Source organism: Oleomonas cavernae (genome assembly GCF_003590945.1).
In the GTDB taxonomy this organism is placed as follows: domain Bacteria; phylum Pseudomonadota; class Alphaproteobacteria; order Zavarziniales; family Zavarziniaceae; genus Zavarzinia; species Zavarzinia cavernae.
Window position 1 is genome coordinate 370,092 of the sequence record NZ_QYUK01000016.1, and the last position, 23,226, is coordinate 393,317.

The 23,226-nt window shown below is 68.1% G+C and carries 25 protein-coding genes, 1 other RNA gene and 1 pseudogene; 3 read left to right on the top strand and 24 right to left on the bottom strand.

Going from position 1 to position 23,226, the window contains the following annotated elements; all coding sequences use genetic code 11:
• Window positions 1-34: 34 nt before the first annotated feature.
• The 20 genes and pseudogenes from thiD to D3874_RS27095 all read right to left on the bottom strand — a co-directional run bounded on the left by thiD (window position 35) and on the right by D3874_RS27095 (window position 18,163).
• Window positions 35-847 (bottom strand): bifunctional hydroxymethylpyrimidine kinase/phosphomethylpyrimidine kinase, encoded by an 813-nt coding sequence (gene thiD, locus D3874_RS27000; RefSeq protein ID WP_119782796.1) that lies wholly within the window; start codon window positions 845-847, stop codon window positions 35-37.
• Window positions 844-2,193, bottom strand: a complete 1,350-nt coding sequence (gene glmM / locus D3874_RS27005; protein WP_119782797.1) for a phosphoglucosamine mutase — start codon at window positions 2,191-2,193, stop codon at window positions 844-846. Before glmM ends, thiD begins: the two co-directional genes overlap by 4 nt.
• A 103-nt stretch (window positions 2,194-2,296) precedes the next feature.
• On the bottom strand, window positions 2,297-3,313 hold the full coding sequence (gene folP / locus D3874_RS27010) for a dihydropteroate synthase (protein ID WP_119782798.1): 1,017 nt from the start codon (window positions 3,311-3,313) through the stop codon (window positions 2,297-2,299).
• A 118-nt stretch (window positions 3,314-3,431) separates the two neighbouring features.
• Window positions 3,432-5,363 (bottom strand): ATP-dependent zinc metalloprotease FtsH, encoded by a 1,932-nt coding sequence (ftsH, locus tag D3874_RS27015; RefSeq protein WP_119782799.1) that lies wholly within the window; start codon window positions 5,361-5,363, stop codon window positions 3,432-3,434.
• Between the two features lie 111 nt (window positions 5,364-5,474).
• On the bottom strand, window positions 5,475-6,734 hold the full coding sequence (gene tilS, locus D3874_RS27020) for a tRNA lysidine(34) synthetase TilS (RefSeq protein ID WP_119782800.1): 1,260 nt from the start codon (window positions 6,732-6,734) through the stop codon (window positions 5,475-5,477).
• A gap of 197 nt (window positions 6,735-6,931) precedes the next feature.
• On the bottom strand, window positions 6,932-7,828 hold the full coding sequence (ybgF, locus tag D3874_RS27025; protein ID WP_147385882.1) for a tol-pal system protein YbgF: 897 nt from the start codon (window positions 7,826-7,828) through the stop codon (window positions 6,932-6,934).
• Window positions 7,829-8,000: 172 nt separating this feature from the next.
• Entirely contained in the window at window positions 8,001-8,486 is a 486-nt protein-coding gene (gene pal, locus D3874_RS27030) for a peptidoglycan-associated lipoprotein Pal (RefSeq protein ID WP_119782802.1), read from the bottom strand.
• A 188-nt stretch (window positions 8,487-8,674) separates the two neighbouring features.
• Complete coding sequence (gene tolB, locus D3874_RS27035; protein WP_119782803.1) at window positions 8,675-10,012, bottom strand: Tol-Pal system beta propeller repeat protein TolB; 1,338 nt, start codon at window positions 10,010-10,012, stop codon at window positions 8,675-8,677.
• Window positions 10,013-10,285: 273 nt separating this feature from the next.
• Window positions 10,286-11,260: a hypothetical protein gene (locus D3874_RS27040; protein WP_119782804.1), complete on the bottom strand. Its 975-nt coding sequence runs from the start codon at window positions 11,258-11,260 to the stop codon at window positions 10,286-10,288.
• Between the two features lie 37 nt (window positions 11,261-11,297).
• On the bottom strand, window positions 11,298-11,732 hold the full coding sequence (gene tolR, locus D3874_RS27045; RefSeq protein WP_119782805.1) for a protein TolR: 435 nt from the start codon (window positions 11,730-11,732) through the stop codon (window positions 11,298-11,300).
• 3 nt (window positions 11,733-11,735) lie between these two features.
• The gene (tolQ, locus tag D3874_RS27050) at window positions 11,736-12,497 is read right to left on the bottom strand and encodes a protein TolQ (RefSeq protein WP_119782806.1); all 762 of its coding nucleotides are present in this window, start codon (window positions 12,495-12,497) and stop codon (window positions 11,736-11,738) included.
• Window positions 12,494-12,979 carry a tol-pal system-associated acyl-CoA thioesterase gene (gene ybgC / locus D3874_RS27055; protein WP_119782807.1) on the bottom strand — a complete coding sequence of 162 codons (486 nt, stop codon included), beginning with the start codon at window positions 12,977-12,979 and terminating at the stop codon, window positions 12,494-12,496. Before ybgC ends, tolQ begins: the two co-directional genes overlap by 4 nt.
• Complete coding sequence (gene ruvB / locus D3874_RS27060; protein WP_119782808.1) at window positions 12,972-14,030, bottom strand: Holliday junction branch migration DNA helicase RuvB; 1,059 nt, start codon at window positions 14,028-14,030, stop codon at window positions 12,972-12,974. Before ruvB ends, ybgC begins: the two co-directional genes overlap by 8 nt.
• Window positions 14,027-14,644, bottom strand: a complete 618-nt coding sequence (ruvA, locus tag D3874_RS27065; RefSeq protein WP_119782809.1) for a Holliday junction branch migration protein RuvA — start codon at window positions 14,642-14,644, stop codon at window positions 14,027-14,029. Before ruvA ends, ruvB begins: the two co-directional genes overlap by 4 nt.
• Complete coding sequence (gene ruvC, locus D3874_RS27070; protein ID WP_119782810.1) at window positions 14,641-15,153, bottom strand: crossover junction endodeoxyribonuclease RuvC; 513 nt, start codon at window positions 15,151-15,153, stop codon at window positions 14,641-14,643. The genes ruvA and ruvC overlap by 4 nt, the downstream gene beginning before the upstream one ends.
• 150 nt (window positions 15,154-15,303) lie before the next feature.
• Complete coding sequence (locus D3874_RS27075) at window positions 15,304-16,050, bottom strand: YebC/PmpR family DNA-binding transcriptional regulator (protein ID WP_119782811.1); 747 nt, start codon at window positions 16,048-16,050, stop codon at window positions 15,304-15,306.
• Between the two features lie 155 nt (window positions 16,051-16,205).
• Window positions 16,206-17,020, bottom strand: a pseudogene (locus D3874_RS27080) (TIGR00282 family metallophosphoesterase).
• On the bottom strand, window positions 17,017-17,592 hold the full coding sequence (locus D3874_RS27085; protein ID WP_119782812.1) for a 5-formyltetrahydrofolate cyclo-ligase: 576 nt from the start codon (window positions 17,590-17,592) through the stop codon (window positions 17,017-17,019). Before D3874_RS27085 ends, D3874_RS27080 begins: the two are co-directional and overlap by 4 nt.
• A gap of 50 nt (window positions 17,593-17,642) precedes the next feature.
• Window positions 17,643-17,800: non-coding RNA, 6S RNA (gene ssrS, locus D3874_RS27090), on the bottom strand.
• A 21-nt stretch (window positions 17,801-17,821) separates the two neighbouring features.
• Window positions 17,822-18,163, bottom strand: coding sequence for a hypothetical protein (locus D3874_RS27095; RefSeq protein WP_147385883.1), 342 nt, complete (start codon window positions 18,161-18,163; stop codon window positions 17,822-17,824).
• Between the two features lie 91 nt (window positions 18,164-18,254).
• Between D3874_RS27095 and D3874_RS27100 the strand changes: the two genes are divergently transcribed.
• Both D3874_RS27100 and D3874_RS27105 read left to right on the top strand, forming a co-directional pair.
• The gene (locus D3874_RS27100; protein ID WP_119782814.1) at window positions 18,255-18,869 is read left to right on the top strand and encodes a YceI family protein; all 615 of its coding nucleotides are present in this window, start codon (window positions 18,255-18,257) and stop codon (window positions 18,867-18,869) included.
• Entirely contained in the window at window positions 18,844-19,404 is a 561-nt protein-coding gene (locus tag D3874_RS27105; RefSeq protein WP_119782815.1) for a cytochrome b, read from the top strand. Before D3874_RS27100 ends, D3874_RS27105 begins: the two co-directional genes overlap by 26 nt.
• On the opposite strand, the gene zapA is transcribed toward D3874_RS27105, so the two are convergent.
• Together zapA and D3874_RS27115 are read right to left on the bottom strand one after the other, a co-directional pair.
• A complete protein-coding gene (gene zapA, locus D3874_RS27110; RefSeq protein WP_119782816.1) occupies window positions 19,405-19,779 on the bottom strand; it encodes a cell division protein ZapA in 375 nt (124 codons plus the stop codon).
• A gap of 11 nt (window positions 19,780-19,790) precedes the next feature.
• Complete coding sequence (locus tag D3874_RS27115; RefSeq protein ID WP_119782817.1) at window positions 19,791-20,327, bottom strand: hypothetical protein; 537 nt, start codon at window positions 20,325-20,327, stop codon at window positions 19,791-19,793.
• Window positions 20,328-20,511: 184 nt separating this feature from the next.
• On the opposite strand from D3874_RS27115, the gene D3874_RS27120 reads away from it, so the two are divergent.
• Entirely contained in the window at window positions 20,512-21,561 is a 1,050-nt protein-coding gene (locus tag D3874_RS27120) for an LLM class flavin-dependent oxidoreductase (RefSeq protein ID WP_119782818.1), read from the top strand.
• Here the strand turns inward: D3874_RS27120 and D3874_RS27125 are convergent.
• A complete protein-coding gene (locus D3874_RS27125; RefSeq protein ID WP_119782819.1) occupies window positions 21,534-22,154 on the bottom strand; it encodes a class I SAM-dependent methyltransferase in 621 nt (206 codons plus the stop codon). The two genes, D3874_RS27120 and D3874_RS27125, sit on opposite strands and share 28 nt — an antisense overlap.
• 52 nt (window positions 22,155-22,206) lie before the next feature.
• Window positions 22,207-22,956, bottom strand: a complete 750-nt coding sequence (locus D3874_RS27130; protein ID WP_119782820.1) for an SDR family oxidoreductase — start codon at window positions 22,954-22,956, stop codon at window positions 22,207-22,209.
• Between the last annotated feature and the right edge of the window lie 270 nt (window positions 22,957-23,226).

A 23,226-nucleotide genomic window follows, 5' to 3' on the forward strand; every position in this document is an offset into this window, starting at 1 on the left:
GCGAGGGAACTTGCCCGAGCCCTGCAACGGACAGTCAAGCGGTGAAGGGCGCCACCGTGTGGCCATGGTTCAGCGGGCCATGGCCAGCGCCCAGGCCCGGCGCCGTCGCCATGGCCTTGCGCACGTAAGCCCGCGCCCGCGTGACCGCGGCCACCAGGTCCAGGCCCTGGGCAAGGCCGGTCGCCACCGCCGAGGCCAGGGTGCAGCCCGTGCCATGGGTGTGCCAGGTGTCGATCCGCGGGTCGTCGAAATAAACCAGGCCGTCGGCGGAGACCAGCACGTCGCGGACATGATCGCCCGCCAGGTGCCCGCCCTTCAACAGCACGGCGCCACAGCCCAGGGCCAGCAGGTCGAAGGCCGCCTGGTCCATCTCGCCGATCGCAACGACCGGGCGACCCAGCAGGACCGAGGCTTCGGGCAGGTTGGGCGTGATGATGCTGGCGCGCGGCACCAGGCGCCGGCGGATCGCGGCGATGGTCTCGTCGCCCGACAGGATCGCCCCGCCCTTGGCCACCATCACCGGATCGACCACCAGGCACTCGGGCGCGCCGGGCCGCTCGAGCCCGGCCAGCACCGCATCGACCACCGGCACGGCGTGGAGCATGCCGGTCTTGATCACGTCGGCACCGATATCGTCCAGGCACGCCGCCATCTGCTGAGTTACCGCTGCCGGCGGCACCTCGACGATGCCGTGGACACCCAGGGTGTTCTGGATGGTGAGCGCGGTGATGGCGGTCATGGCATAGCCGCCCAGGGCCGTCACGGTCTTGATGTCGGCCTGGATGCCGGCGCCGCCGCCCGAGTCGGAACCCGCGACGATCAGCACCCGCCCGCGAACCACAGTCATGCCGCCACGCGCTCCAGCGCCTGGACCACTTCGGCCACTGCGTTCTCGACCAGGCTCTGGTCCTCGCCCTCGGCCATCACGCGGATCACCGGCTCGGTCCCCGACTTGCGGATCAGCAGGCGGCCGGTGCGCTTCAGGCGCGCCTCGACCGCGGCGATGGTCGCCTTGACGCCATCGTCTTCCAGCGGGTGCCGGCCGGCGGCGGTGAAACGGACATTGCGCAGGACCTGCGGCAGGGGCTGGAAGCGCCGGCACACTTCCGACGACGGGCGCCCGGCCTCGACCACCATGGCCAGCACCTGCAAGGCCGCGATCAGGCCGTCGCCGGTGGTGGCGAAATCCGACAGGATGATGTGACCCGACTGTTCGCCGCCGACATTGTAACCATGCTCGCGCATGTGCTCGACGACATAGCGATCGCCCACCGCCGTGCGCGCCAGGACCAGGCCGAAGTTGGACAGGTGGCGTTCCAGCCCTAAGTTGGACATGACGGTGGCGACGATACCGCCGCCCTTCAGCGCCTGGGTATTGTGGAAGTGCTCAGCCACCACTGCCATCAACTGGTCGCCGTCGACCACCTGGCCGGCCTCGTCGACCAGGATCAGCCGGTCGGCATCGCCGTCGAGCGCGATACCGATATGGGCATCGTGCTGCAACACGGCCTGGCGCAGCGCCTTGACATGGGTCGAGCCGCATTCGCGGTTGATGTTGAAGCCGTCCGGGGCGACGCCGATCGCCACCACCTCGGCCCCCAGTTCCCACAGCACCGTCGGCGCCACCTTGTAGGCGGCGCCATGGGCGCAATCGATGACGACCTTCAGCCCGTCCAGCTTCATGCCGCGCGGGAAGGTCGCCTTGGCGAATTCGATGTAGCGGCCGGCGGCATCGTCCAGGCGCTGCGCCCGGCCCACCGCCTTGGGCTCGGCCCGGGCCACGTCACCCGCCTCGATCATCCGCTCGATGGCGATTTCGACCTCGTCGGAGAGCTTGTAGCCGTCGGGGCCGAACAGCTTGATGCCGTTGTCCTGATACTGGTTGTGCGAGGCGGAAATCATGACGCCCAGGTCGGCGCGCAGCGAGCGGGTCAGCATGGCCACCGCCGGCGTCGGCATCGGGCCGACCAGCATCACATCCATGCCCACGGCGACGAAGCCTGCCTGCAGCGCCGCCTCGAGCATGTAGCCCGACAGGCGCGTGTCCTTGCCGATCACCACGCGCGGCCGGTGCGCGCCCTTCTGGAACAGCCGCCCGGCCGCCTGGCCCACCGCCAGGGCCAGTTCGGCCGTCATCGGATCGGTATTGGCGAGGCCGCGGATCCCGTCGGTGCCGAACAGCTTGCGCGTCATTTATCTCAGGCCCTCAAGCGCCGGGCGGCCGCATCCACGGCCTGGGCTCGCTTCGCTGAAGCTTCGCGGGGCCGCAATGGCCCATTGATCATCGTTGTTGGTATCACAGGACAGACAGGGCACGCCAGATTGTCACGGCCTGCACGGTCTCGGCCACGTCATGCACGCGCAGGATCCGGGCACCGCGGTCCAGGCCCGCCATCGCGGCCGCCAGCGAGCCGGGCAGTCGGCCATCGGCGGGGATGTCGCCATTCAGCCGACCGATGAAGGACTTGCGGCTGACCCCCAGCAGGATCGGCAGACGCAGGGCATGGAGCGCGTGCAGCCCGTCGATCAGGGCCAGGTTATGGGCCACGGTCTTGGCAAAGCCGATGCCGGGATCGACGATCAGCCGCCCCCGGTCGATGCCCGCCGCCTGGGCCAGGGCGCAGCTCGACGCCAGTTCCGCGACCACCTCGAACAGCACGTCGCCATAGCGCGGATCCTGCTGCATGGTCTGGGGCGTGCCCCTGGTGTGCATCAGGATCACCGGGCAGCCGATCGTCGCCAGATAGGGCGCCGCCGCAGGGTCGAAGGCCAGGGCCGAGACATCGTTGACGATCGTGGCCCCGGCGGCGAGCGCCGCCTGCATGACGGCGGCCTTGCGGGTATCGACCGACACGGGCACGCCGAACGGCGCCGCCGCGGCGATCACCGGGCAGACCCGGTCGATTTCTTCCTGGACCGAAACCTCGGCCGAGCCGGGGCGGGTCGACTCGCCACCGATGTCCAGGATATCGGCTCCGGCCGCGACCAGCCGCTCGGCATGCTGGACGCCGGCCGCCCCCTGGAACCGCCCGCCGTCCGAGAAACTGTCGGGCGTCACGTTGACGATGCCCATGACCAGCGGCCGCTCGCCGGGCAGGCCCAGGGCGGCCAGCGGATCGGCCGGCGGGGTGTAACCGGGCGCGGCATCGAGGGGCAGGATGTCGCGGTGGACCGCGCCCCCGGCGCGGCGCGCGCGGGCATGCCTTGTGAAGGCCAGGCCCGGGGCCAGGGCCAGGGCGAGGCCGGCGCCGATCAGCGCCTGCGCTTCGGCGCCGCGCACGAGCCCCAGGGGCGATATCTGTTCGTCGATCATCGCTGGATGGATCCCCTCGCCCCCGCAGGGGGAGAGGGTCAGGGTGAGGGGGTGTCCGGGCCCTGCGCCCCTCACCCCGGCCCTCTCCCCGCAAGCGGGGCGAGGGAGCGGTTCGCGCTCAGGCGCCGGGCTGCGGCTCCGGCCGGAAGCCGGGGCCGCGGTCGTCGCTGGCCTTGCCGGTGGGCGGCACGGCCGAGCCGGGGCCGATGTCGGCCGGCGGGTCGGCGGCGCTCACCTCGCGATGAATATTCTCGCCTTTCAGCAGGGCGCGAATTTCGTCGGCCGACAGGGTTTCATACTCGAGAAGGCCCTTGGCGAGGATGTGGAGCTCGTCCATGTACGTGGTCAGCAGGTTCCGGGTGGTGGACTCGGCCGTGTCGATGATCCGGCGCACTTCTTCGTCGATCAGGCCCGCCGTGGCATCCGAAACGTTCTTGCGCTGCGTAACCGAGTGACCGAGGAAGACCTCTTCCTCGTTTTCGGAATAGCGCAGGCGGCCCAGTTTGTCGGACATGCCCCATTCGGTGACCATGCGGCGAGCCAGATTGGTCGCGACCTTGATATCGTTGGACGCGCCGGTGGTGACGTTCTCCTCGCCGAAGATCAATTCCTCGGCCATGCGGCCGCCGTACAGGCCGGCCAGTTTCGCCTCCAGTTCCTTCCTCGAGTAGCCGTACCGGTCCCGCTCGGGCAGGAACATGGTCAAGCCCAGCGCCCGGCCACGCGGAATGATCGTGACCTTGTGCAGCGGATCATGGCTGGGAATATGAAGCATGATCAGGGCATGGCCCGCCTCATGATAGGCGGTGTTACGCTTCTCTTCCTCGGACATGACCATCGAGCGCCGCTCGGTGCCCATCATCACCTTGTCCTTGGCGGACTCGAACTCGTCCATGGTAACGACGCGGCGGCCCTTGCGCGCGGCAAGCAGCGCCGCCTCGTTGACCAGATTGGCCAGATCCGCGCCCGAGAAACCCGGCGTGCCACGAGCAATGACCCGGGCATCCACGTCCGGGCCGACGGGCACTTTGCGCATATGCACCTTCAGGATCTTCTCGCGGCCGACAATGTCGGGATTGGCCACCACGACCTGGCGGTCGAAGCGGCCGGGGCGCAGCAGGGCAGGGTCCAGCACGTCGGGGCGGTTGGTCGCGGCGACCAGGATCACGCCCTCGTTGGCCTCGAAGCCGTCCATCTCGACCAGGAGCTGGTTCAGGGTCTGCTCGCGCTCGTCGTTGCCGCCGCCAAGGCCGGCACCGCGATGGCGGCCGACGGCGTCGATTTCGTCGATGAAGATGATGCAGGGCGCGTTCTTCTTGGCCTGTTCGAACATGTCGCGCACGCGGCTGGCGCCGACGCCCACGAACATCTCGACGAAGTCGGAACCCGAAATCGTGAAGAAGGGCACGTTCGCCTCGCCGGCGATGGCGCGGGCCAGCAGGGTCTTGCCGGTGCCCGGCGGGCCGACCAGCAGGGCGCCCTTGGGGATGCGGCCGCCCAGGCGCTGGAATTTCTGCGGGTCCTTCAGGAAGTCGACGATTTCCTCGAGCTCTTCCTTGGCCTCGTCGATGCCGGCGACGTCATCGAAGGTGACCCGGCCGTGGCGTTCGGTCAGCAGGCGCGCCTTGGACTTGCCGAAACCCATGGCCTTGCCGCCGCCCGACTGCATCTGGCGCATGAAGAAGATCCACACGCCGATCAGCAGCAGCATGGGGAACCAGTTGATCAGGATGTCGATCAGGCTGACCCCGCCGGCTTCCGGCGGCTTGCTGGCGAAATTGACGTTCTTGTCGAGCAGGCGCTGGACCAGTTGCGGATCGTCGGGCTTCACCGTGGTGAATTCGCGCCCGTCGGTCAGCTTGAGGTAGACGGTGTTGCCCTGGATGGTGACATCGGTCACCCGCCCGCTGTCGACGTAGCCGATGAATTCGGAATAGCCCAGTTCCTTGCCCGCCGTGCGCGTCGTCGAGCCTTGGAAGGCATTGAACAGCGCAAACAGGATCAACGCGATCACTACCCACAGGGCGAGGTTGCGGCCGGGTAAATTCACGTGACTGGACCTTTCCTACCGGCACGCCGCCGGCGTTCCGCGCGATCGCGGCAACTCATACGTCTTCATAAAATAATGTGCTGCCGCCGGTAAACAACACCTTGCCCGGATTCAGGCAGAAATCACTTGTGCTGCACGATAACGCACATTGGCTGCCGTTGGATCCCCGAAATCGAGCGCGGGGACGGCAATCAGGCCCGCAGCGTCGAAAATCGCCGGCATCACCGCCCGCCGCGGCGGCGAAAGACGAGGCATCCCCTGGGCCTGATGGGCCCCCAAGGCGCGCACGGTCACGGGCCGGGGGCCTGCCTGAACCTCGAACCGCCCGTCCCACAGCCCCAGCTCGCCGGCGCCCAGGGGCAGATCGGGGCCGAGCCAGCGCGCCTCGCGCAGCACGGTGACCCGCTCCCGGCCGGCCAGGAAGCGGCACGCCCCCAGGGTGCCGCCGGGAAAGGCCTCGCCCGTATCGGCCAGGATTTCGGCCAGGCGGGCCAGGCGATCCCGCCGCGGGGCATATTGCCCGCCGCCCACGGCCGTGATCAGCCGCGCCAGCACCCGTTCGACGATCGGCGCCGGCTGCCCGGCCAGTGCCGCCCGGACGATCGTCCCCTCGCCCCAGGGCGACAGGCGCAGGGCATCGACCGCCAGGTGCCGCACCGCCACCGCGACAGCCTCCCGGTCCCGGCGCAGGCGCGATGCCGTGTCGGCCAGGCGCCCAGCGGTCAATTCCAGGGTCGCCATGGCCCGGCGCGTCGACACCCGCTGGAACCGGTCGTCCTGGTTCATCGGGTCGGCCACCGGGGCCAGGCCCGCGTCCAGGACCAGCCGCAGCAGGTCTTCGCGCGCGATTTCCAGCACGGGCCGCAGCAGCCGCACGCCGTCCACCAGGCGCAGGGGCGCCATGGCCGCCAGCCCGTCGAGGCCGCTGCCGCGCAGCAGGCGCAGGAGCACCGTCTCGGCCTGGTCATCGCGGCTGTGCCCGGTCAGCAGGTGCAGCACCCCGGCCTGGCGGCACCAGGCGGTGAGCAATTCGTAGCGGGCCGCGCGGGCAGCCGCTTCCAGGTCGGCATCGCCCAGCGCCCACCCCACCCGCAGCGTGACATGGGCGTGCCCCAGGGCCAGGGCCGCCTGGGCGACGTAGCCGGCTTCGGCGGCCGCTTCGGGGCGCAGGCCGTGATCGACGGTCAAGACCGTCAGCCGGGCCCCGCGCGATTGGGCCCAGGCATCGCACAGCAGCATCAGGCCCAGGCTGTCGGCCCCGCCGGACACCGCGACGGCCAGATGGGGGCTGGCCTCGAACGGGCCGAAACCGTCGAGCGTCTCGGCCACCCGCTCGAAGATCTCCCTGAGGTGGAGGTCCTCGTCGCTCAACACCGGCCTAGACCGATTTTTCCGAATGGCGCGCCATCTTCAATCGTCATGACCGGGCTTGTCCCGGTCATCCACGTCGGGACGAGCCACTTCCGTTGAAGAAAGAGGCAGCTTGCCGACGTGGATGGCCGGGACTTCGCCCGGCCATGACGAGTTTGGGGGTGAGCACGGCAAGAAGACCGCCCAAGGAACCGGCCCTAGGGGCAGCCGGCGGCTTTGCGCTCGCGGTCGGCCCGGCTCTTGATGGTTTGGCTGGCGTCGGCGTAGCGGGTGGGCAGTTCGGCCAGGACCTGGCAGCCTTTGTCCTTCTGGTTCATCTGGATCAGGCTCATGCCCAGCTTGAGGAAGCTGTCGGGCGCCTTGGCGCTGCCCGGATAGGTCTTGATGCCGTCGAGGAAGGCCTTGGCCGCGAGATCGTAGTTGCCGCGGACATAATAGGTCTCGCCCAGCCAGTACTGGGCATTGCCCGCCAGCTTGTCCGAGCCGAAGGCGGCGATGAAGGACTTGAGCTCGCCTTCCGCCTGGTCGTATTCGCCGCGGCGCAGCGAGCCCAAGGCCTTGTCATAGGCGGTCAGCGCCGCCGGCGAGGACGAGGCCGGGCTGGGCCCGCCGGGATTGCCGCCGCCGGTGGCGGGCGGCGGGGCGGCCGGGGTGGCCGCCGCGGTCGTCGCGGGCGGCGGGCTCGAGGGCGCAGGGGCCGCGCCAGCACCAGCGGCACCAGCCCCGGCCGCGGGGGCGCCGCCGGCCAGCACGCCGGTGGCCTGCTCGAGCCGGTTCAGGCGGAATTCGGTGTCTTCCTGGAGGTTCTTCAGCTTGGCATCGACCTGTTCGGCCGAATTCTGCGCTTCCTCGATCTTGCCGGTCATCCGGCGGATCTCTTCTTCCAGGGCCGACAGGCGCAGTTCCAACTGGGCGGCGGCGCCCGGCGCCACGGTGCTCTGGGCCAGGTGCAGTTCGGTCACCGTTTGCGACATCTGCGCCAGTTGCTCGCGCAGGGCGCCCAGGTCGGCGGGGGCCTGGGCCAGGGCCGGCCACGCCAGGCCCGCCATCAGCGCGGCGCCGGCGACGACATGACGAAGAGTGCGGCTCACCATCAGGGTTTTCCTCGAATCGGTCGCGACAACGCGTGGCCCGCGTCTCGCTACTCGTTTTAGATAACGTTCAAGTGGGGCAAAAGCGCGGCGTCGGCCCGATCAAAGAAAAAGCCCGCCCCGGTATGCCGGAGCGGGCCTTCTCGATCGGCGGTGGCGCGAACGCCGGCCGTGATCAGTTCACGCGGCTGAAGCCACGACGGTTCTGGGCCCACGAGGTCTCGTCCGAACCGACCGCGAAGGGGCGGTCCTTGCCGTAGGACACGGTCTGCAGGCGGTTGGCGTCGACGCCCAACGAGATCAGGTAGGCGCGGGCCGAATTGGCACGACGCTCGCCCAGGGCTAGGTTGTACTCGCGGGTGCCGCGCTCGTCGCAATGACCTTCGACGGTCAGGGTGACGGCCGGATACTTGGCCAGCCAGGCCGCCTGGGCCTGCAGGGTGCGCTGGCCTTCCGAGGTCAGGGTCGAGCTGTCGGTGTCGAAGAACACGCTGTCGCCAGCCGAAGCCGCGAGGCCTTCCTGCGTGGCGCCGAGGTCGCCGGGGGTGGTCACGCCGGTGTTGGCACCGCTACCAGCGGGCTCGGAGGACGAGCAGGCCGCGACGATAAACAGGGCGGCGACAAGGCTGGCGATCTTGTAACCGGGATGAGTGAAGCGCATAGCAATAGGACTCCTGGAGGTGCAGCGCTGTCGAGCGCGCCGGGCGGGTGGTATTCGCTTGGTTGCGAAACTAGCAGTTCGCACTTGCGAAATCCACAGCCCGCATAGCGCGGAAGGACGCAGGGGCATGGTTAACACCCCTGCTATCCTTGGTTCTAGTGCATATCCGCAACACTGTGCCCTATTTGTCAGGGATTCAGCGGCGACCAGGCCGGGTCTGAGCCGTCGAGCGGGGTCGGCAGCAGCCGCTCGTTGAACCCGGTGACGTCGACCGTATAGAGCTTGACCGAGCCCGAAGCGCCCGGCGATTGGCGGAAAAAGGCGATAACCCGGCCGTTTGGCGCCCAGGTCGGGGCTTCGTCCAGGAAGCTTTCGGTCAGGATGCGCTCGCCCGAGCCGTCCGGCGCCATCACGCCGATCGAGAAACGGCCACCCTTCATCTTGGTGAAAGCAATGAGATCACCGCGGGGTGACCATACCGGGGTAGCATAGCGGCCATCGCCGAACGAGATGCGCTTACCCCCGCCGCCGCCCGCGCCCATGATGTAGAGCTGCTGCGAACCGCCCGCGTCGGAGTTGTAGACGATCTGGCCGCCGTCGGGCGAATAGCTGGGCGAGGTTTCGATCGCCCCGCCCGAGGTCAGCCGGGTGATCTTGCGGGTGCGCAGGTCGACATTATAGAGGTCGGTATTGCCGTCCTTGGCCATGGACATGACCACGCGGTTGCCGTCGGGCGAGAAGCGCGGGGCAAAGGTCATGCCCGGGAAATCGCCCAGCACTTCCTGCTGGCCTGAGTCGATGTTGAACAGATAGACCCGCGGCTTGTCGTTGAAATAGGACATGTAGGTGATGGTCTGGTCGCGCGGCGAGAACCGCGGCGTGAGCACCAGATCCTTGCCCGAGGTCAGGAAGCGATGGTTGGCACCGTCCTGGTCCATGATCGCGAGGCGCTTGACCCGCCGGTTCTTCGGCCCCGATTCCGAGACATAGACGATCCGCGTATCGAAATAGCCTTCCTCGCCGGTCAGGCGCTTGTAGATCGTGTCGGCAATGATATGCGCGACCCGGCGCCAGTTGGCCGAATCGGCCGTGAAGGCGGTGCCGGTGAGCTGTTGCTCGGAGTTGGCATCCCAAAGGCGGAATTCGAAGGCGGTCTTGCCCCCTTGCGGGGTGACCTTGCCGGCGACAAGGGAATCGGCACCGGCGCTGCGCCAGTTTGCCAGCGCCGGCTGGCTCTGAATCTGGTCGGGGGTCTGCGGAAAGGTGCCGGGCGGAAGGGGCTTGAACAGGCCCGAGCGTTCCAGATCGGCGCTGATGACCTGAGCGACCTGGGCACCGAGATCGCCACCGGCGAAACTCGGCACGGCAATTGGGATTGGCTGAAAATTGCCGCCACCAACAATAATTTGCGTTGGGCTCTGGGCCATGGCCGGGCCGGCAAATGCCAGCCCTAGTGCTGCTGCCACTCCCAGTACCAGCACTTTCAATCTTGGGCGGGCATGCGTCGCGGTCATCGATCTATCCATCGCAGGTCGTCACCGAATCAGTTTGCCGAAGCTAGGCAGGAAAAATGGCAAAGGCGGGGCGGCTATACCACCTCACCCGCAACCAAATCGGGTCCGCCCGAACACTTTCGCGAAAACTGTGCTTTTTCTCCCTCTCCGCCCTTCAGGGGGGAGAGGGCCGGGGTGAGGTGGGTTCTCGGGCCAAGCGGTGCCTGTTGGAGCCACCACCTCACCCTTCCCCTCGCTACGCGACGGGCCCCTTCCCTCTCCCCCGCAAGCGGCGGAGAGGGAGCATCAGCCGCCGACGCCGACATCGCCAGGGGTAAAGACAATCTCCAAATACTGCCAGCGGGCGTATTTTTCGGGATTGAGATTCTTCAGTGGGTTGCAGCTCGGCTTGAAAAAGGCGGTGTAGGCATCACGGAAGAAGGAGCTGTACCGATCGCTACCGGCGCCGGTCCCGCTAACGAATTCGGGATTTCCGATCATCACCCCTGTCCTGTCATAGCGAACCCTGAAGATTACAGTGGAGCCGGCAAATGCAGTCGATCCTGGATCAACCCGGCGACACGACTGCAATTGCTGGACAATTTTGCTGACCTCCGAGCTGCTCAGCGGCTTGCTCGGATCGTTGTTGTTCTGCGTTTCCTTGTTCGGCTTGTCCGAGGCCTCGGCCTTGGGCGGCGGCGCCCCCGGCTTCTCCGTCGAGCGGTCGTTGAGCAAGGCGTCGAGGTCCGACAGGACGTCGGGCTTCTGTTCCGTCGGCTTGGTCGGCTTGGGCTTGGCCGGCTTGGGTTTCTCCGGCTCCTTGGGTTTCTCGGGCGGCTTGGGCTTTTCCGGTTCCTTGGGCTTTTCCGGCGTCGGCTTTTCGGGCTTGGGCGGGGTCGGCTCGGGGACCTGGCTTTGCACCGGATCGGGCGGCGGCACGTCCTGGGCGACCTGGGGCGGCGCCGGCTTGCTCTGCGGTGTCGGCGGCTTGGGCGGGGTCGGCGTGGGCGGTTCGGGCGTGGGCGGGGTCACGCTGGGCGGCGGCGGGGTCTCGCGCACCGTCTCGCTGGGCGGCAGCGGCTTGCTGGTGGGGGCCGGCGGCACCGGCGTCTGCACGCGCTTAGGGGGCGCCGGGTTGGCCCGTTCGGTGATGACGTCGACGATCTCGACCGAAATGATCTCGGGCTCGGGCAGCGGCCGGGCGAGTTGCGGCAGGCCGAACACCAGGAGGGCGATCAGCAGGAGATGCAGGATACCGGATGCAATCGCGCCCTTACGCATGATGCCGCCTTGGGCTCCTCGACTATTACGCTACGCGTTACTGGGCCGGCGGCAGCGCGATCAGCGCCACCTTGGTGAAGCCCGCGGCCTTGATCAGGCCCATGGTCTCCATCACCTTGCCGTAATTGATCGCCTGGTCGCCGCGGACATAGATGCGCGTCTCGGGCCCGCCGGGTGCGGCCGCCTTCAACTGGTCGACCAGGGTGGCCGTGCCCACTTCCGCGTCGCCGATGAAGATCTTGCCCTGGCCGTCGACCGAGACGATCACCGGCTTGTCGTCCTGGGGCAGGCTGTCGGCCTGGGTGGTGGGGAGGTCGACGTTCACGCCCACGGTGAGCAGCGGGGCCGCCACCATGAACACGATCAGCAGCACCAGCATGACGTCGACCATGGGCGTCACGTTGATGTCGGCCATGGGGGCGCGGCTGCGCCGGCTGCGCCGGCCGCCGCCACCGCCGAGCGAGGCACCCATGGCTCAAGGCCTCCGTTCGTCGAGTTGGCGGGAGAGGATGGCCGAGAATTCATCGGCGAAACTCTCCAGCCGGCCCTCGAAACGGCCGACATCGGACGACAGCTTGTTGTAGGCGATGACCGCGGGGATGGCCGCGACCAGGCCCAAGGCGGTGGCAAACAGCGCCTCGGCGATGCCCGGCGCCACCACCGAGAGCGAGGTGTTCTTCGACAGGGCGATGGCCGAGAAGGAATTCATGATGCCCCACACCGTGCCGAACAGGCCGACGAAGGGCGCGGTCGAGCCGACCGTGGCGAGGAAGCCTAAGTAGCGTTCCAGCCCGTCGAGCTCGCGGTTCAGGGCCACGCGCATGACCTTGGAGATGCGCTCGCCCAGGCCGGTGGCGAGGTTCGCCGCCGGCTGGGTCAGGCGGTCGGTCGCCCGGCGCCATTCGCGCATGGCGGCGACGAAGACCAGGGCCATGGGATGTTCCGGCCGGCCGGCGATGCGGTCGTAGAGATCGTCGATCGAGTTGCCGGACCAGAAGGCTTCCTCGAACTGGTCGGCCTGGACCTGGACCCGGCGCAGCCGGCGCAGCTTGTCGATGATGATCGCCCAGGACCAGAACGAGGCCAGGATGAGCAGGACGACCACGATCTTGACGATCCAGTCGGCCTGCAGGAACAGGCCCAGGATCGACATGTCCGGCGGGGTGGCGCCGCCCAGGCCGGTGGCGGCGATATCGCCCACGGGCGAGGTCAGGGGGGTCGCGGTCTCAGGGTTCATCCGTGTTTTCCCGTATCACGAGGCATGTTTTGGGTCTCGAAGGGGGCGAAAGCGTGGCGAACCGGGTCCGGAAAGCGGCGCGGACGCCCGTTTCGGTCCAGGCAGGCGAGACGAACCTGCGCCTGTGTCATAATTTCCTCACCCCGGCGCACGATCTGGACCGACTCCATGCTGGCGCCTTTCAGCACCTTCAGCCGGGTCTCGACCACCAGGGCATCGTCCAGCCGGGCCGGACGGGCATAGTCGATGTCGATGCGCTTGACCACGAAGGCCAGCGGGTCGTCGCCCTCCATCATAGCATTCTGGTCGATGCCGATCAGCCGGGCGAAATCGCTGCGCGCCCGTTCCATGAATTTGAGGTAATTGGCGTGATAGACGATGCCGCCGGCATCGGTGTCCTCGAAGAACACCCGCACGGGCAGCCAATGGGCGCCCTCGGCCAGGCTGCCCTGCTGCGGCGTGAGCGTCGCCCAATCAGGCATCGTCCACCTCGCCCAGGAGGGGAAGCTGCGCGATATCGGCCCGCTCGGGCATCGCCAGGCCTAGATGCTTGAACGCCGCCTGGGTCAGCATGCGGCCGCGCGGCGTGCGCTGGAGCAGGCCCTGCTGGATCAGGTAGGGCTCGATGATTTCCTCGATCGCATCACGCGGTTCCGACAGGGCGGCGGCCATGGTCTCGACCCCCACCGGCCCGCCGCCGTAGTCGCGCGCGATTGCCGACAGATAGCGGTGATCCATCGCGTCCAGCCCGCGGCCGTCGACCTCGAGGCGGACCAGGGCGGCATCGGCCACCTTGGCATCGACCGCCTTGGCCCCGGCGACCAGGGCGAAATCGCGCACCCGGCGCAGCAGGCGGCCGGCGATGCGTGGCGTGCCCCGGGCCCGCCTGGCGATTTCCCGGGCGCCGTCCGCCGTCATCTCGACATTCAGGATATGGGCGCCCCGGCGCACGATCAGTTCCAGTTCCGCGACCTCGTAGAAATTGAGCCGGATCGGGATGCCGAAGCGGTCGCGCAGGGGCGTGGTCAGCAGGCCGGAACGGGTGGTGGCCCCCACCAGGGTGAAGGGCGGCAGGTCGATCTTCACCGACCGCGCCGCCGGCCCCTCGCCGATCATCAGGTCGAGCTGGTAGTCCTCCATCGCCGGATAGAGGATTTCCTCGACCGCCGGGTTGAGGCGGTGGATCTCGTCGATGAACAGAACGTCGCGCGGCTCCAGGTTGGTGAGCAAGGCGGCCAGGTCGCCGGCCCGGGCGATCACCGGGCCTGACGTGGACTTGAAGCCCACGCCCAGTTCCCGCGCCATGATCTGGGCCAGCGTGGTCTTGCCCAGGCCCGGCGGCCCGAAGAACAGCACGTGATCCAAGGCGTCGCCGCGCACCCTGGCCGCCTCGATGAACACCTTCAGGTTCTCGCGCGCCTTGGCCTGCCCGACGAATTCATCCAGCCGGGCCGGGCGCAGGCTGGCCTCGAGTTGGTCGTCCTCGCGCCGGGCACCCGAGACGACGCGATCGGGGGCGGCGGGTACGCTCATCGGGCCAGTTCCTTCAGCCCGCCGCGGATCAGCGCCGCCACTTCAGGCTCGGGCCCCAGCTTCGACAGGGCCGCGGTGACGGCGACCGAGGCCTCGACCGGCTTGTAGCCCAGGTTGACCAGGGCCGAGACCGCCTCGGCCAGCGGCCCGGCTGCCATCTTGGTCGCACCGGGCGCCGCAGCCGCCACGGCGATGAAACCGCCACCGTCGCCGGCCGGCGTCTTGTCTTTGAGTTCCGTCACCAGGCGCAGGGCCAGCTTCGGCCCGACACCGCTGGCCCGGCCCAGGGCCGCCTTGTCGCCCAGGGTCACCGCGCGGGTGATCTCGGCCGGACTCAGCGTGTCGAGGATCGCCAGCGCGACCTTGGCGCCGACGCCCTGCACGGTCTGCAGAATGCGGAACCAGTCGCGTTCCGCCTTGTCCAGGAAGCCGAACAGGCGGATCGAATCCTCGCGCATCTGGGTCTCGACCACCAGGGCCACCGCCTCGCCCCGGCCCGGCAGGCGGCGCAGGGTGCGGGCGGAACAGGTGGCGACATAGCCGACGCCGCCGCAGTCGATCATGGCCCAGTCGTCGCCGGTCTCGTCCAGCAGGCCGGAAAGCTTGCCGATCATGATGCCCCCGCTGCGATCGCGGCGCGGGCATAGGCGCGGTTGCTGGCCGCGTGATGGGCATGACAGATGGCGACCGCCAGGGCGTCCGCCGCATCGGCCCCGGTGATCTCCACCGCCGGCAGCAGGATCTTCACCATATGGTGGATCTGCGCCTTTTCGGCATGGCCGGCACCGACCACCGATTTCTTGATGTGGTTGGGCGCATATTCGCCGACCGACAGGCCCGAGAGGGCGGGCGCCAGCAGCACGACGCCGCGCACCTGGCCCAGCTTCAGGGTCGAGACCGGGTTCTTGTTGACGAAGGTCTCCTCGACCGCGGCGGCCTGCGGGCGATAACGCTCGATCACCGCCATCACGCCTTCGAAGATCTGGCGCAGGCGGGCCGAAAGCTCATCCTTGGGATCGGAGACCACGGTGCCGTTGGCGACATGGCTCAGGCGCGAACCCACAGCCTCGATCACGCCCCAGCCGGTGCGCTGAAGTCCTGGATCGAGACCGATGAACCGCATTGACTCCTCTACCCTCTCGTCAACCCTATTTCGTCATCCCGGCCTTGAGCCGGGATCTTTCGACCAGTGCTCTCAAAGCCTTCGTGTCACAAGATCCCGGCTCTGCGGCCGGGATGACGAATTTTCAAACAACTCTGAGAACACACTGCGTCACGCCGACAGCCTCGCCATGATGTCGTCCGACACCTCGAAGTTGGCGTAGACGTTCTGCACGTCGTCGTTGTCGTCCAGCATGTCGATCATCTTCAGCAGGCTGCGCGCCGTATCCTCGTCGACCGCGGCGGTGACCATCGGCTTGAACACCAGCCTGGCGCCGTCGGCCGGGCCGAAGGTCTCTTCCAGGGCGTCGCGCACGGTGCCCAGATCGTCGATCGAGGTCAGGATCTCGTGGACTTCCTCGCCCGAGACGCAATCCTCGGCCCCGGCGTCGATCGCGGCTTCGAGCATCGCGTCGGCGCTGGCGGCGGCGAGCTTGTAGCTGATCTGGCCGACCCGGTTGAACATGTGGGCGACCGAACCGGTTGACCCTAAGTTGCCGCCGAACTTGGTGAAGATCGAGCGCACTTCCGAGGCGGTGCGGTTGCGGTTGTCGGTCAGGCCTTCGACCACCAGGGCGACGCCGGCCGGGCCGTAGCCCTCGTAGCGCACTTCCTCGTAGTTCTCGCCGTCGCCCCCGGCCGCCTTCTTGATCGCGCGGTCGATATTGTCCTTGGGCATGTTCTCGGCCCGGGCGGCGATGATCGCGGCGCGCAGGCGCGGGTTCATATTGGGGTCGGGCAGACCCATCTTGGCGGCGACGGTGATTTCGCGCGCGAGCTTGGAGAACATCTTCGAGCGCTTGGCGTCCTGCGCGCCCTTGCGGTGCATGATGTTCTTGAACTGGGAATGACCTGCCATGATGCCTCCGAAGACCGCAGCGCGCGCCGGCTGATGGGTGCTGCACCGCGGGTATGACTAATCGTGCCGATGATTTGGCGCAGAAAATACCATATGTTGTGGCTGGTCAGTACATCCCGTTTCGCGATCTACCAACCCAATATGGCGAGAATGGGTCAGTCGGGAGGCCACTGGGGCTTCAGCCGGCCGCCGACGCGGATCGGTTCGACCCTGGTGGCGAGGCCCGTGCGGTCGTCGGTGTCGACCACCACGCCGCACACCGTCGCCTCGCCCGCCGCCGGCTCGAAGCGGCCGCCGGGGATCTTGCGCACGAAGCGGTTCACCGGCTCGACCTTGTCCATGCCGATCACCGAGTCGTAGTCGCCGCACATGCCGGCGTCGGTCTGATAGGCGGTGCCGCCGTTCAGGACCTGGGCATCGGCCGTGGGAATATGGGAATGGGTGCCCACCACCAGGCTGACCCGGCCGTCGCAGAAATGACCCATGGCCATCTTCTCCGAGGTCGCCTCGGCATGGACGTCGATGATGATGGCGTTGACCGTGGGGCCCAGGCGCACCTTCGACAGCTCGGCCTCGACCGCGGCGAAGGGATCGTCCAGCGGGTCCATGAAGATCCGCCCCATGACGTTCACCACCATCACCTTGCGGCCGCCGGCCACCTCGTAGATGCCCGCCCCCGGCCCGGGGCCGAGGCGGGGAAGTTGCGCGGGCGCAGCAGCCTGGGGTCGCTGCCGATATAGGACAGGGTTTCCTTCTGGTCCCAGACATGATTGCCGGTCGAGATGCAGTCGACGCCCAGGGCATAGAATTCCTTGGCGATCTGGCCGGTGATGCCGAAGCCGCCGGCGGCGTTTTCGCCGTTCACCACGATGAAATCGGGCTTCAGGCGCGCGCGCATCTCGGGCAGGTGACGGGTCAGCCCGTCGCGGCCTGCCCGGCCCACCACGTCACCCAGAAACAGCAGCCTCATGGCTTGATCTCGATCGCCTCTTGTTCGGTCACGACCCAGTCGAGGGCCGCGTCATTCACCGCGCGGGGCACCGATGCCACTTCCTGGACGCAAAAAGCAAGCCCGATAGCGACAAAGCCGGGCCTCGCCGCACGCAGGGCGGGCAGGGTGCGGTCGTAAAAGCCGCCGCCCTGGCCCAGCCGGCCGCCCTGCCGGTCGAAGCCGACCAGGGGCACCAGGACCACGTCGGGCAGCAATTCACCGCCCTCGACCGGCACGGGGATGTCGAATTCCCCCGCCTCCAGCGCCAGGCCGTCCTCCCAGGCGCGGAACACCAGAGGCCGGCCGGGTGCCACCACCACCGGCAGGCACAGGGGATGGCCGCGGCCGGCCAGGGCCCGCAGGGCCGGCAAGGGGTCGATCTCGCTGCCGTGGGCGACATAGCCGGCGATGGTTTCCCCGGGCAGCAGGGGCAAGGCCCCGAGATGACGGACCAGGGCCGCGGCGGCATCGGCAGCACCGCCGGCATGGGCCAGTTTGCGCCGCTCCCGCAAGGTCTTGCGCAGGCCGGCCTTCGCGTCGTCGATATCCATGAGGGCCGGGAAATCTGGTCAAGCGGAAGCGGTTGGAGACTAGAGGGTGTGGCGGGACCACCGAAGCCGCTGGCGTTCCGATCCTCTGTGGCCTGCATCAGCAGGTGGGCACCGTGTGCATCGGACCAGGATCCGGGCAGGGACAGCTCCCAAGAGTCGGTTATTGGCCCCAGGGATTGCAGTGCCTAGGCGCACCCAGCAGTACCCGCCACGGCTCCATACTTAAGGGCTACGGCCCCGGGCTGCAAGACATGTAGAGGCTGCCGCCGGGCACGACGAGGTAGACATTGCCGCCTTCGACATAGGCCGGGCGGCCGGCGAAGGGGCCGCTGTCGAAGACGATCTCGTGCCCGGAACGATGATAGGCACCGCGGTTGCCGGCACGATCGGCATAGACGCCGGCATCGATGATGATGAGATCGATGACACTGTAGCCCGCCGCGTAGGAGCATCGGTAGGAGGCCGGGCCGAGGTCGACCCCCTGGGCGGGCGGCAGGTCGGCCGGCACCTCGGCCCCGGCCGGCGCCGCGGTTGCCAGACACATCGCCAGGATCGTCAATTGCCGTCGCATGGGAGACCCCGCTTGCTGCATGTCGTTCCCGCAGGCCAGATTAGCGCCGGTCGTGCTACCATCACCATGAGGGCGACAGGAAAGAACGGCGATGAAGCATTTCTCCCGATTGATCTCGACCACGCTGACCCTGCTGTGCTTCTCCGCCCTGCCCGCGGCCGCCGGATCGCTCTACACGATCAGGCCCGGCACCACCACCATCGGCTTTTCCGTCGATCACCTGGGCATGTTCACCACGGAAGGCAATTTCGCGCAATTCGAGGGCAAGCTGCTGCTCGACCTCGACAACCCCGAGCGAAGCCGGGTCGAGGTGAAGGTCGATACCGGCTCGGTCGAGGTCAATTCGGCCGAGGCCAGGCAGATGCTGCTCTCGCCCGACTATTTCGACCCCGGGCAATTCCCCCAGATGCGCTTCAAGGCCGTCTCGGTCGAAAAGCGCGACGGCAACAAGGTGCGCATCACCGGCGAGTTGACCGTGCGCGGCATCACCAAGCCCCAGGTCCTGGACGCCGAGCTGACCGAACGCCGCTTCGATCCCGCCGTGGGTGCCGAAGTCGCCAATTTCGTCGTCACCGGCACCATGGAACGCTCGGCCTTCGGCATGGACAGCGACGAGGATTTCGTTTCCGACGACGTGGTCTTGACGATCAGCGCCCATATCCAGCTGGCCAGCACCGACAATGCCACGCCGCCGCCCGGCAACTGAACGCACCGCCCGCTGGAGCACCGCGCAGCGCCGCCTGCATTGGGCGGGCGTGGCCCTGGTCCTGGCCGCCCTGATCCTGGCCTGGGTCATGACCAATATCGAGTTGCGCGCCCTGTTGTGGCGCTTCTGGCTCTACCAGGCCCACAAGACCGTCGGCCTGCTGGTCCTGGCCCTGGTCGTCGGGCGCATCTGGTTGCGCGTCACGCGCTACAGGCCGCCCCTGCCCCCGGCGATCCCCCTGTGGCAGCGCCGGGCGGCCGACGCCGGCCATGCCCTGCTCTACGGCCTGCTGACGCTGGTGCCAGCATTGGGGCTGCTGGTCGCCGACACGGCACCGATCAATGTGCCGACCCTGGTGTTCGGCCTGGTCAAGCTGCCCAGCCTGATCGGCCCGTCCAAGGAGTTGTACGACGTCGTGCGCCCGCTGCACGAACTGGCGGCCTACGGCCTGCTGGCGCTGGCGACCGGCCACGGCCTGATGGCCCTCCACCACCACCGCCGCGGCCTCAGCGTACTGCGCCGGATGTGGTGGTGATCAGGCGGGTTCGAAGCGGGCGACCAGTTGCTCGACCCGGGCGGCGGCCTTTTCCAGGCCCTGGGCGGCCCGGGCTTCCAGGCTGGAGGCGCGGGCGGCGAGTTCGCCGTGCAGGCGCGTCACCTCGGTGCGAAGCTGGTCGTTCTCGCTCTGCAGGGCTTCGATCTCGGTCAGCCGGTCCGAGAGGTCGTCGGCGGCCAGCAGCGCGGCCATCAGCAGAACCTGCGCCTCGGCCACCTGGGCGTTGGCGGGCAGGCCCAGCATCTCGACCTTCGACTGCAGATATTCGGCGAGATCGTTGATCTTGGTTTCGTCGCCCGGCTGGCACGAGACGCGGTAGGCGCGGCCGTTGACCGTGACACTGATCTGACGCATGGGGCGCGGCCTTATTCGGCGATGGCGCGGTCGAGCCGCGCGATGGTCTGATCCAGGCGCTTGGCCGCGGCTTCATTGGCGTTCTCGAGCCGGAACAGCTCGGCCTGGCGCTGGGCACCCTGGGCCTCGGCCTTGGCCAGCGACGCCTTCAGCGCGGCATTCTCGGCCGCCAGGCCTTCGACATCCGTCTTCACCTCGGCCAGTTCCGCGCGCGCCTCGTCCAATTCGCGCAGGGCTTCCTCGGCGAAGGCTTCCGCATCGGCGAGGCGGGTGTCCACGGCGGCAACCGGCGCCGACGCCCGCAGATCGGCGTTTTCCGCCGCCAATTCGCCCAGCCGCGCTTCCAGCGCCCGGTTGTCGCCGCGCGCCTCCTCCAGCGCCACCGCGAGCTGGTCGAGATCCGCCGTCAGCCGGTCGTATTCGCCGACCAGGGCGGCATGCACGGCGCCGTCGACCGTGCCGCCCGCCGGCTGAATGGTATCGGCAATCGCGTCGAAGCGATCGAGAACGGCGGCAAGGCGCGCTTCGGCAGCGGCGAGTCGGTCCATGGCAGGCCCTTAAACTCAATATGTGCAGCCCCTGCCGCACGAATCACCCCATAGGATGTGGCGCGGCGGGGCGCTGGTCAATTCTCGGCATGGCACGGTTGCCGCGCCGGTGCATTGAAATGCCGCCGGCGGCGGCCCAAGTGAGCGCAACGCCCGTCCGCTGGCCAGGTCTGGAGTTTACGGCATGGTTTCGTTTTCCGTTCTCGATCTCGCCCCCGTCGTCGAAGGCACCACACCTGCCGATGCCCTGCGCAACACGCTGGACCTTGCCCAGCATGTCGAACACTGGGGTTACCGCCGCTATTGGCTGGCCGAGCACCACAACATGATCGGCATCGCCAGCGCCGCCACCGCTGTGGTGATCGGCCATGTCGCCGGCGGCACCAGGTCGATCCGTGTCGGCGCCGGCGGCATCATGCTGCCCAACCATTCGCCCCTGGTGATCGCCGAACAGTTCGGCACCCTCGAATCGCTCTATCCCGGCCGCATCGATTTAGGCCTGGGCCGCGCGCCCGGCTCGGACCAGCAGACGGCACGGGCCATGCGCCGCGACCTGATGACCAGCGGCGACCGCTTCCCCCAGGACGTGCTGCAACTCCAGGCCCTGCTGGGCCCGGTGCAGCCGGGCCAGGCGGTCCAGGCGGTGCCCGGCGGCGGCACCAACGTGCCCCTGTGGATCCTGGGCTCCAGCCTGTTCGGGGCGCAACTGGCCGCCGAACTGGGCCTGCCCTATGCCTTCGCCTCGCATTTCGCGCCCGACGCCCTGCTCGAGGCGATCGAGATCTATCGCGGCGAGTTCAAGCCGTCGGCGCAACTGACCAGGCCCCATGTCATGCTGGGGGTGAATGTCGTCGCCGCCGATACGGACGGCGAGGCCAAGCGCCTCTTCACCTCGGTCCAGCAGCAGTTCACCAACATGTTCCGCGGCACCCGCGGCAAGCTGCAACCGCCCATCGACGATATCGAGGCCTATTGGTCGCCGGTCGAGCGGATCCAGGCCTCGCGCATGCTGACCTGTTCCTTCGTCGGCGGGCCGCAGACTGTGCGGGCCGATCTCGCCCGCTTCATCGAACGCACGGGCGCCGATGAATTGATGGTCGCCTCGGCGATCTACGACCATGCGGCGCGGTTGAACTCCTACGCCCTGCTGGCCGAATTGGCCGAAAGCCTGGCCGACGAGAGCGACACGCTGTCGGACAGCGGCCGTCAGGCGGCGGAGGCGGTACCCCAGTAGTTATAGCCGGCGATGCGCGGGGTCGATGGCAGGTACATGGTCTCCAGGTCGTCGATCCTGAAGCCGCCCTGGCGGATCACTGCCGGGATGTCACGGGTCAGGTGACAGCCGCCGAACAGCACTTTCCACACCGGGTTGACCCGGGCCTGCCACTGCCCCACGCCCTTGTCGGGGGCCGCCCCGTGCTCGCAGAACAAGAGCTTGCCGCCGGGCTTCAGCACCCGCCGCATGCCTTCCAGCGCCGTCACCGGATCGGGGATCGTGCACAGGCTGTAGGTGATCAGCACGGTATCGACACTGGCGTCATCGAGCGGGATGCGCTCGCCCGGCAGGCCGATGAACTCGACCGGAAAGCCGACCTGGGCCGCGCGCTTGCCAGCGATCCGCCACGAGCGTTCCGACGGGTCGAGGCCGATCACTTTGGTCACCTTGGCGGCATCGTAATAGGGCAGGTTCAGGCCGGTGCCGATGCCGATTTCCAGCACCGTCCCCTCGGCCCTGGGCACCACCTTGCGCCGCTGGTAGCGGATCGGCTTGGTGCCGCAGGCGCAATTGATGATGTGCGGCACCACGTGGCGCTCGTAGAAGCCCATGACACTTCCCCCTGGATTTGGGCAAGAGGGTGCACGCGGCGGATCGCCGCCGTCAACCGCGCCCGATGAAGGGCATGTTGGTCGCGGCGATGGTCAGGAACTGGACATTGGTGTCGAGCGGCAGGTTGGCCATGAACACCACCGCCTCGGCCGCCTTGGCCGCCTGCATCCGCGGCTCGGGCGCGATCCGCCCGTCGGCCTGGAGCATGCCGGTGGCCATCCCCTGGGTCATCTCGGTCGCGGCATTGCCGATGTCGATCTGGCCGCAGGCGATGCTGAACGGCCGGCCGTCGAGCGAGATCGACCGGGTCAGGCCGGTGATGGCGTGCTTGGACGCGGTATAGGCGACCGAGCGGGGCCTGGGCACATGGGCCGAGATCGAGCCGTTGTTGACGATCCGCCCGCCTTGCGGCACCTGCGCCTTCATCGCCTTGAACGCCGCCTGGGCGCACAGGAAGCAGCCGGTCAGGTTGACCTCGATCAGCGCCCGCCATTTCGCCGCCGGCACCTCCTCGACCGAGCCCGAGGCATCGAAGCTGCCGGCATTGTTGAACAGCACGTCGATGCGGCCGAAACGCGCCAGGGCCGCCGCGAACAGGGCCGCGACGGCGCCCTCGTCGGTCACGTCGGTCGGCACCGCCAGCGTCCTGGCCGGATCGGCGCACAGGGCCTGCGTCGCTGCAAGGGCGTCCGCCCGCCGTCCCGCCAGGACGACACTGTCGCCCTGGGCCGCAAAGGCGATCGCGGTGGCCCGGCCGATGCCCGAGCCTGCCCCGGTGACGACGACGACCTTGGCGCTCATGCAACCTCCGTCAATACAAACGTGAAGACTTCACCGGCCGCCTGATCCCCGACAAGCACCGGCGATGATGCGGCTCCCCCCGGCGGGAGAACAGCGAAAATCCTGCAATCGAAAATGGTTTCGGCCACCCCAAAGCCCGTTTCAGCAGTATGGCGGGCCGGCTTTTGCGGTCGATGCCGCAGAGCAAAACGAGGTCTGGAATGAAGCCGGCCCGATCTGTAGGCTGCTTCCGGGCGATGCGTGGGCGGGCACGGAATGTTAAGGTTCCCT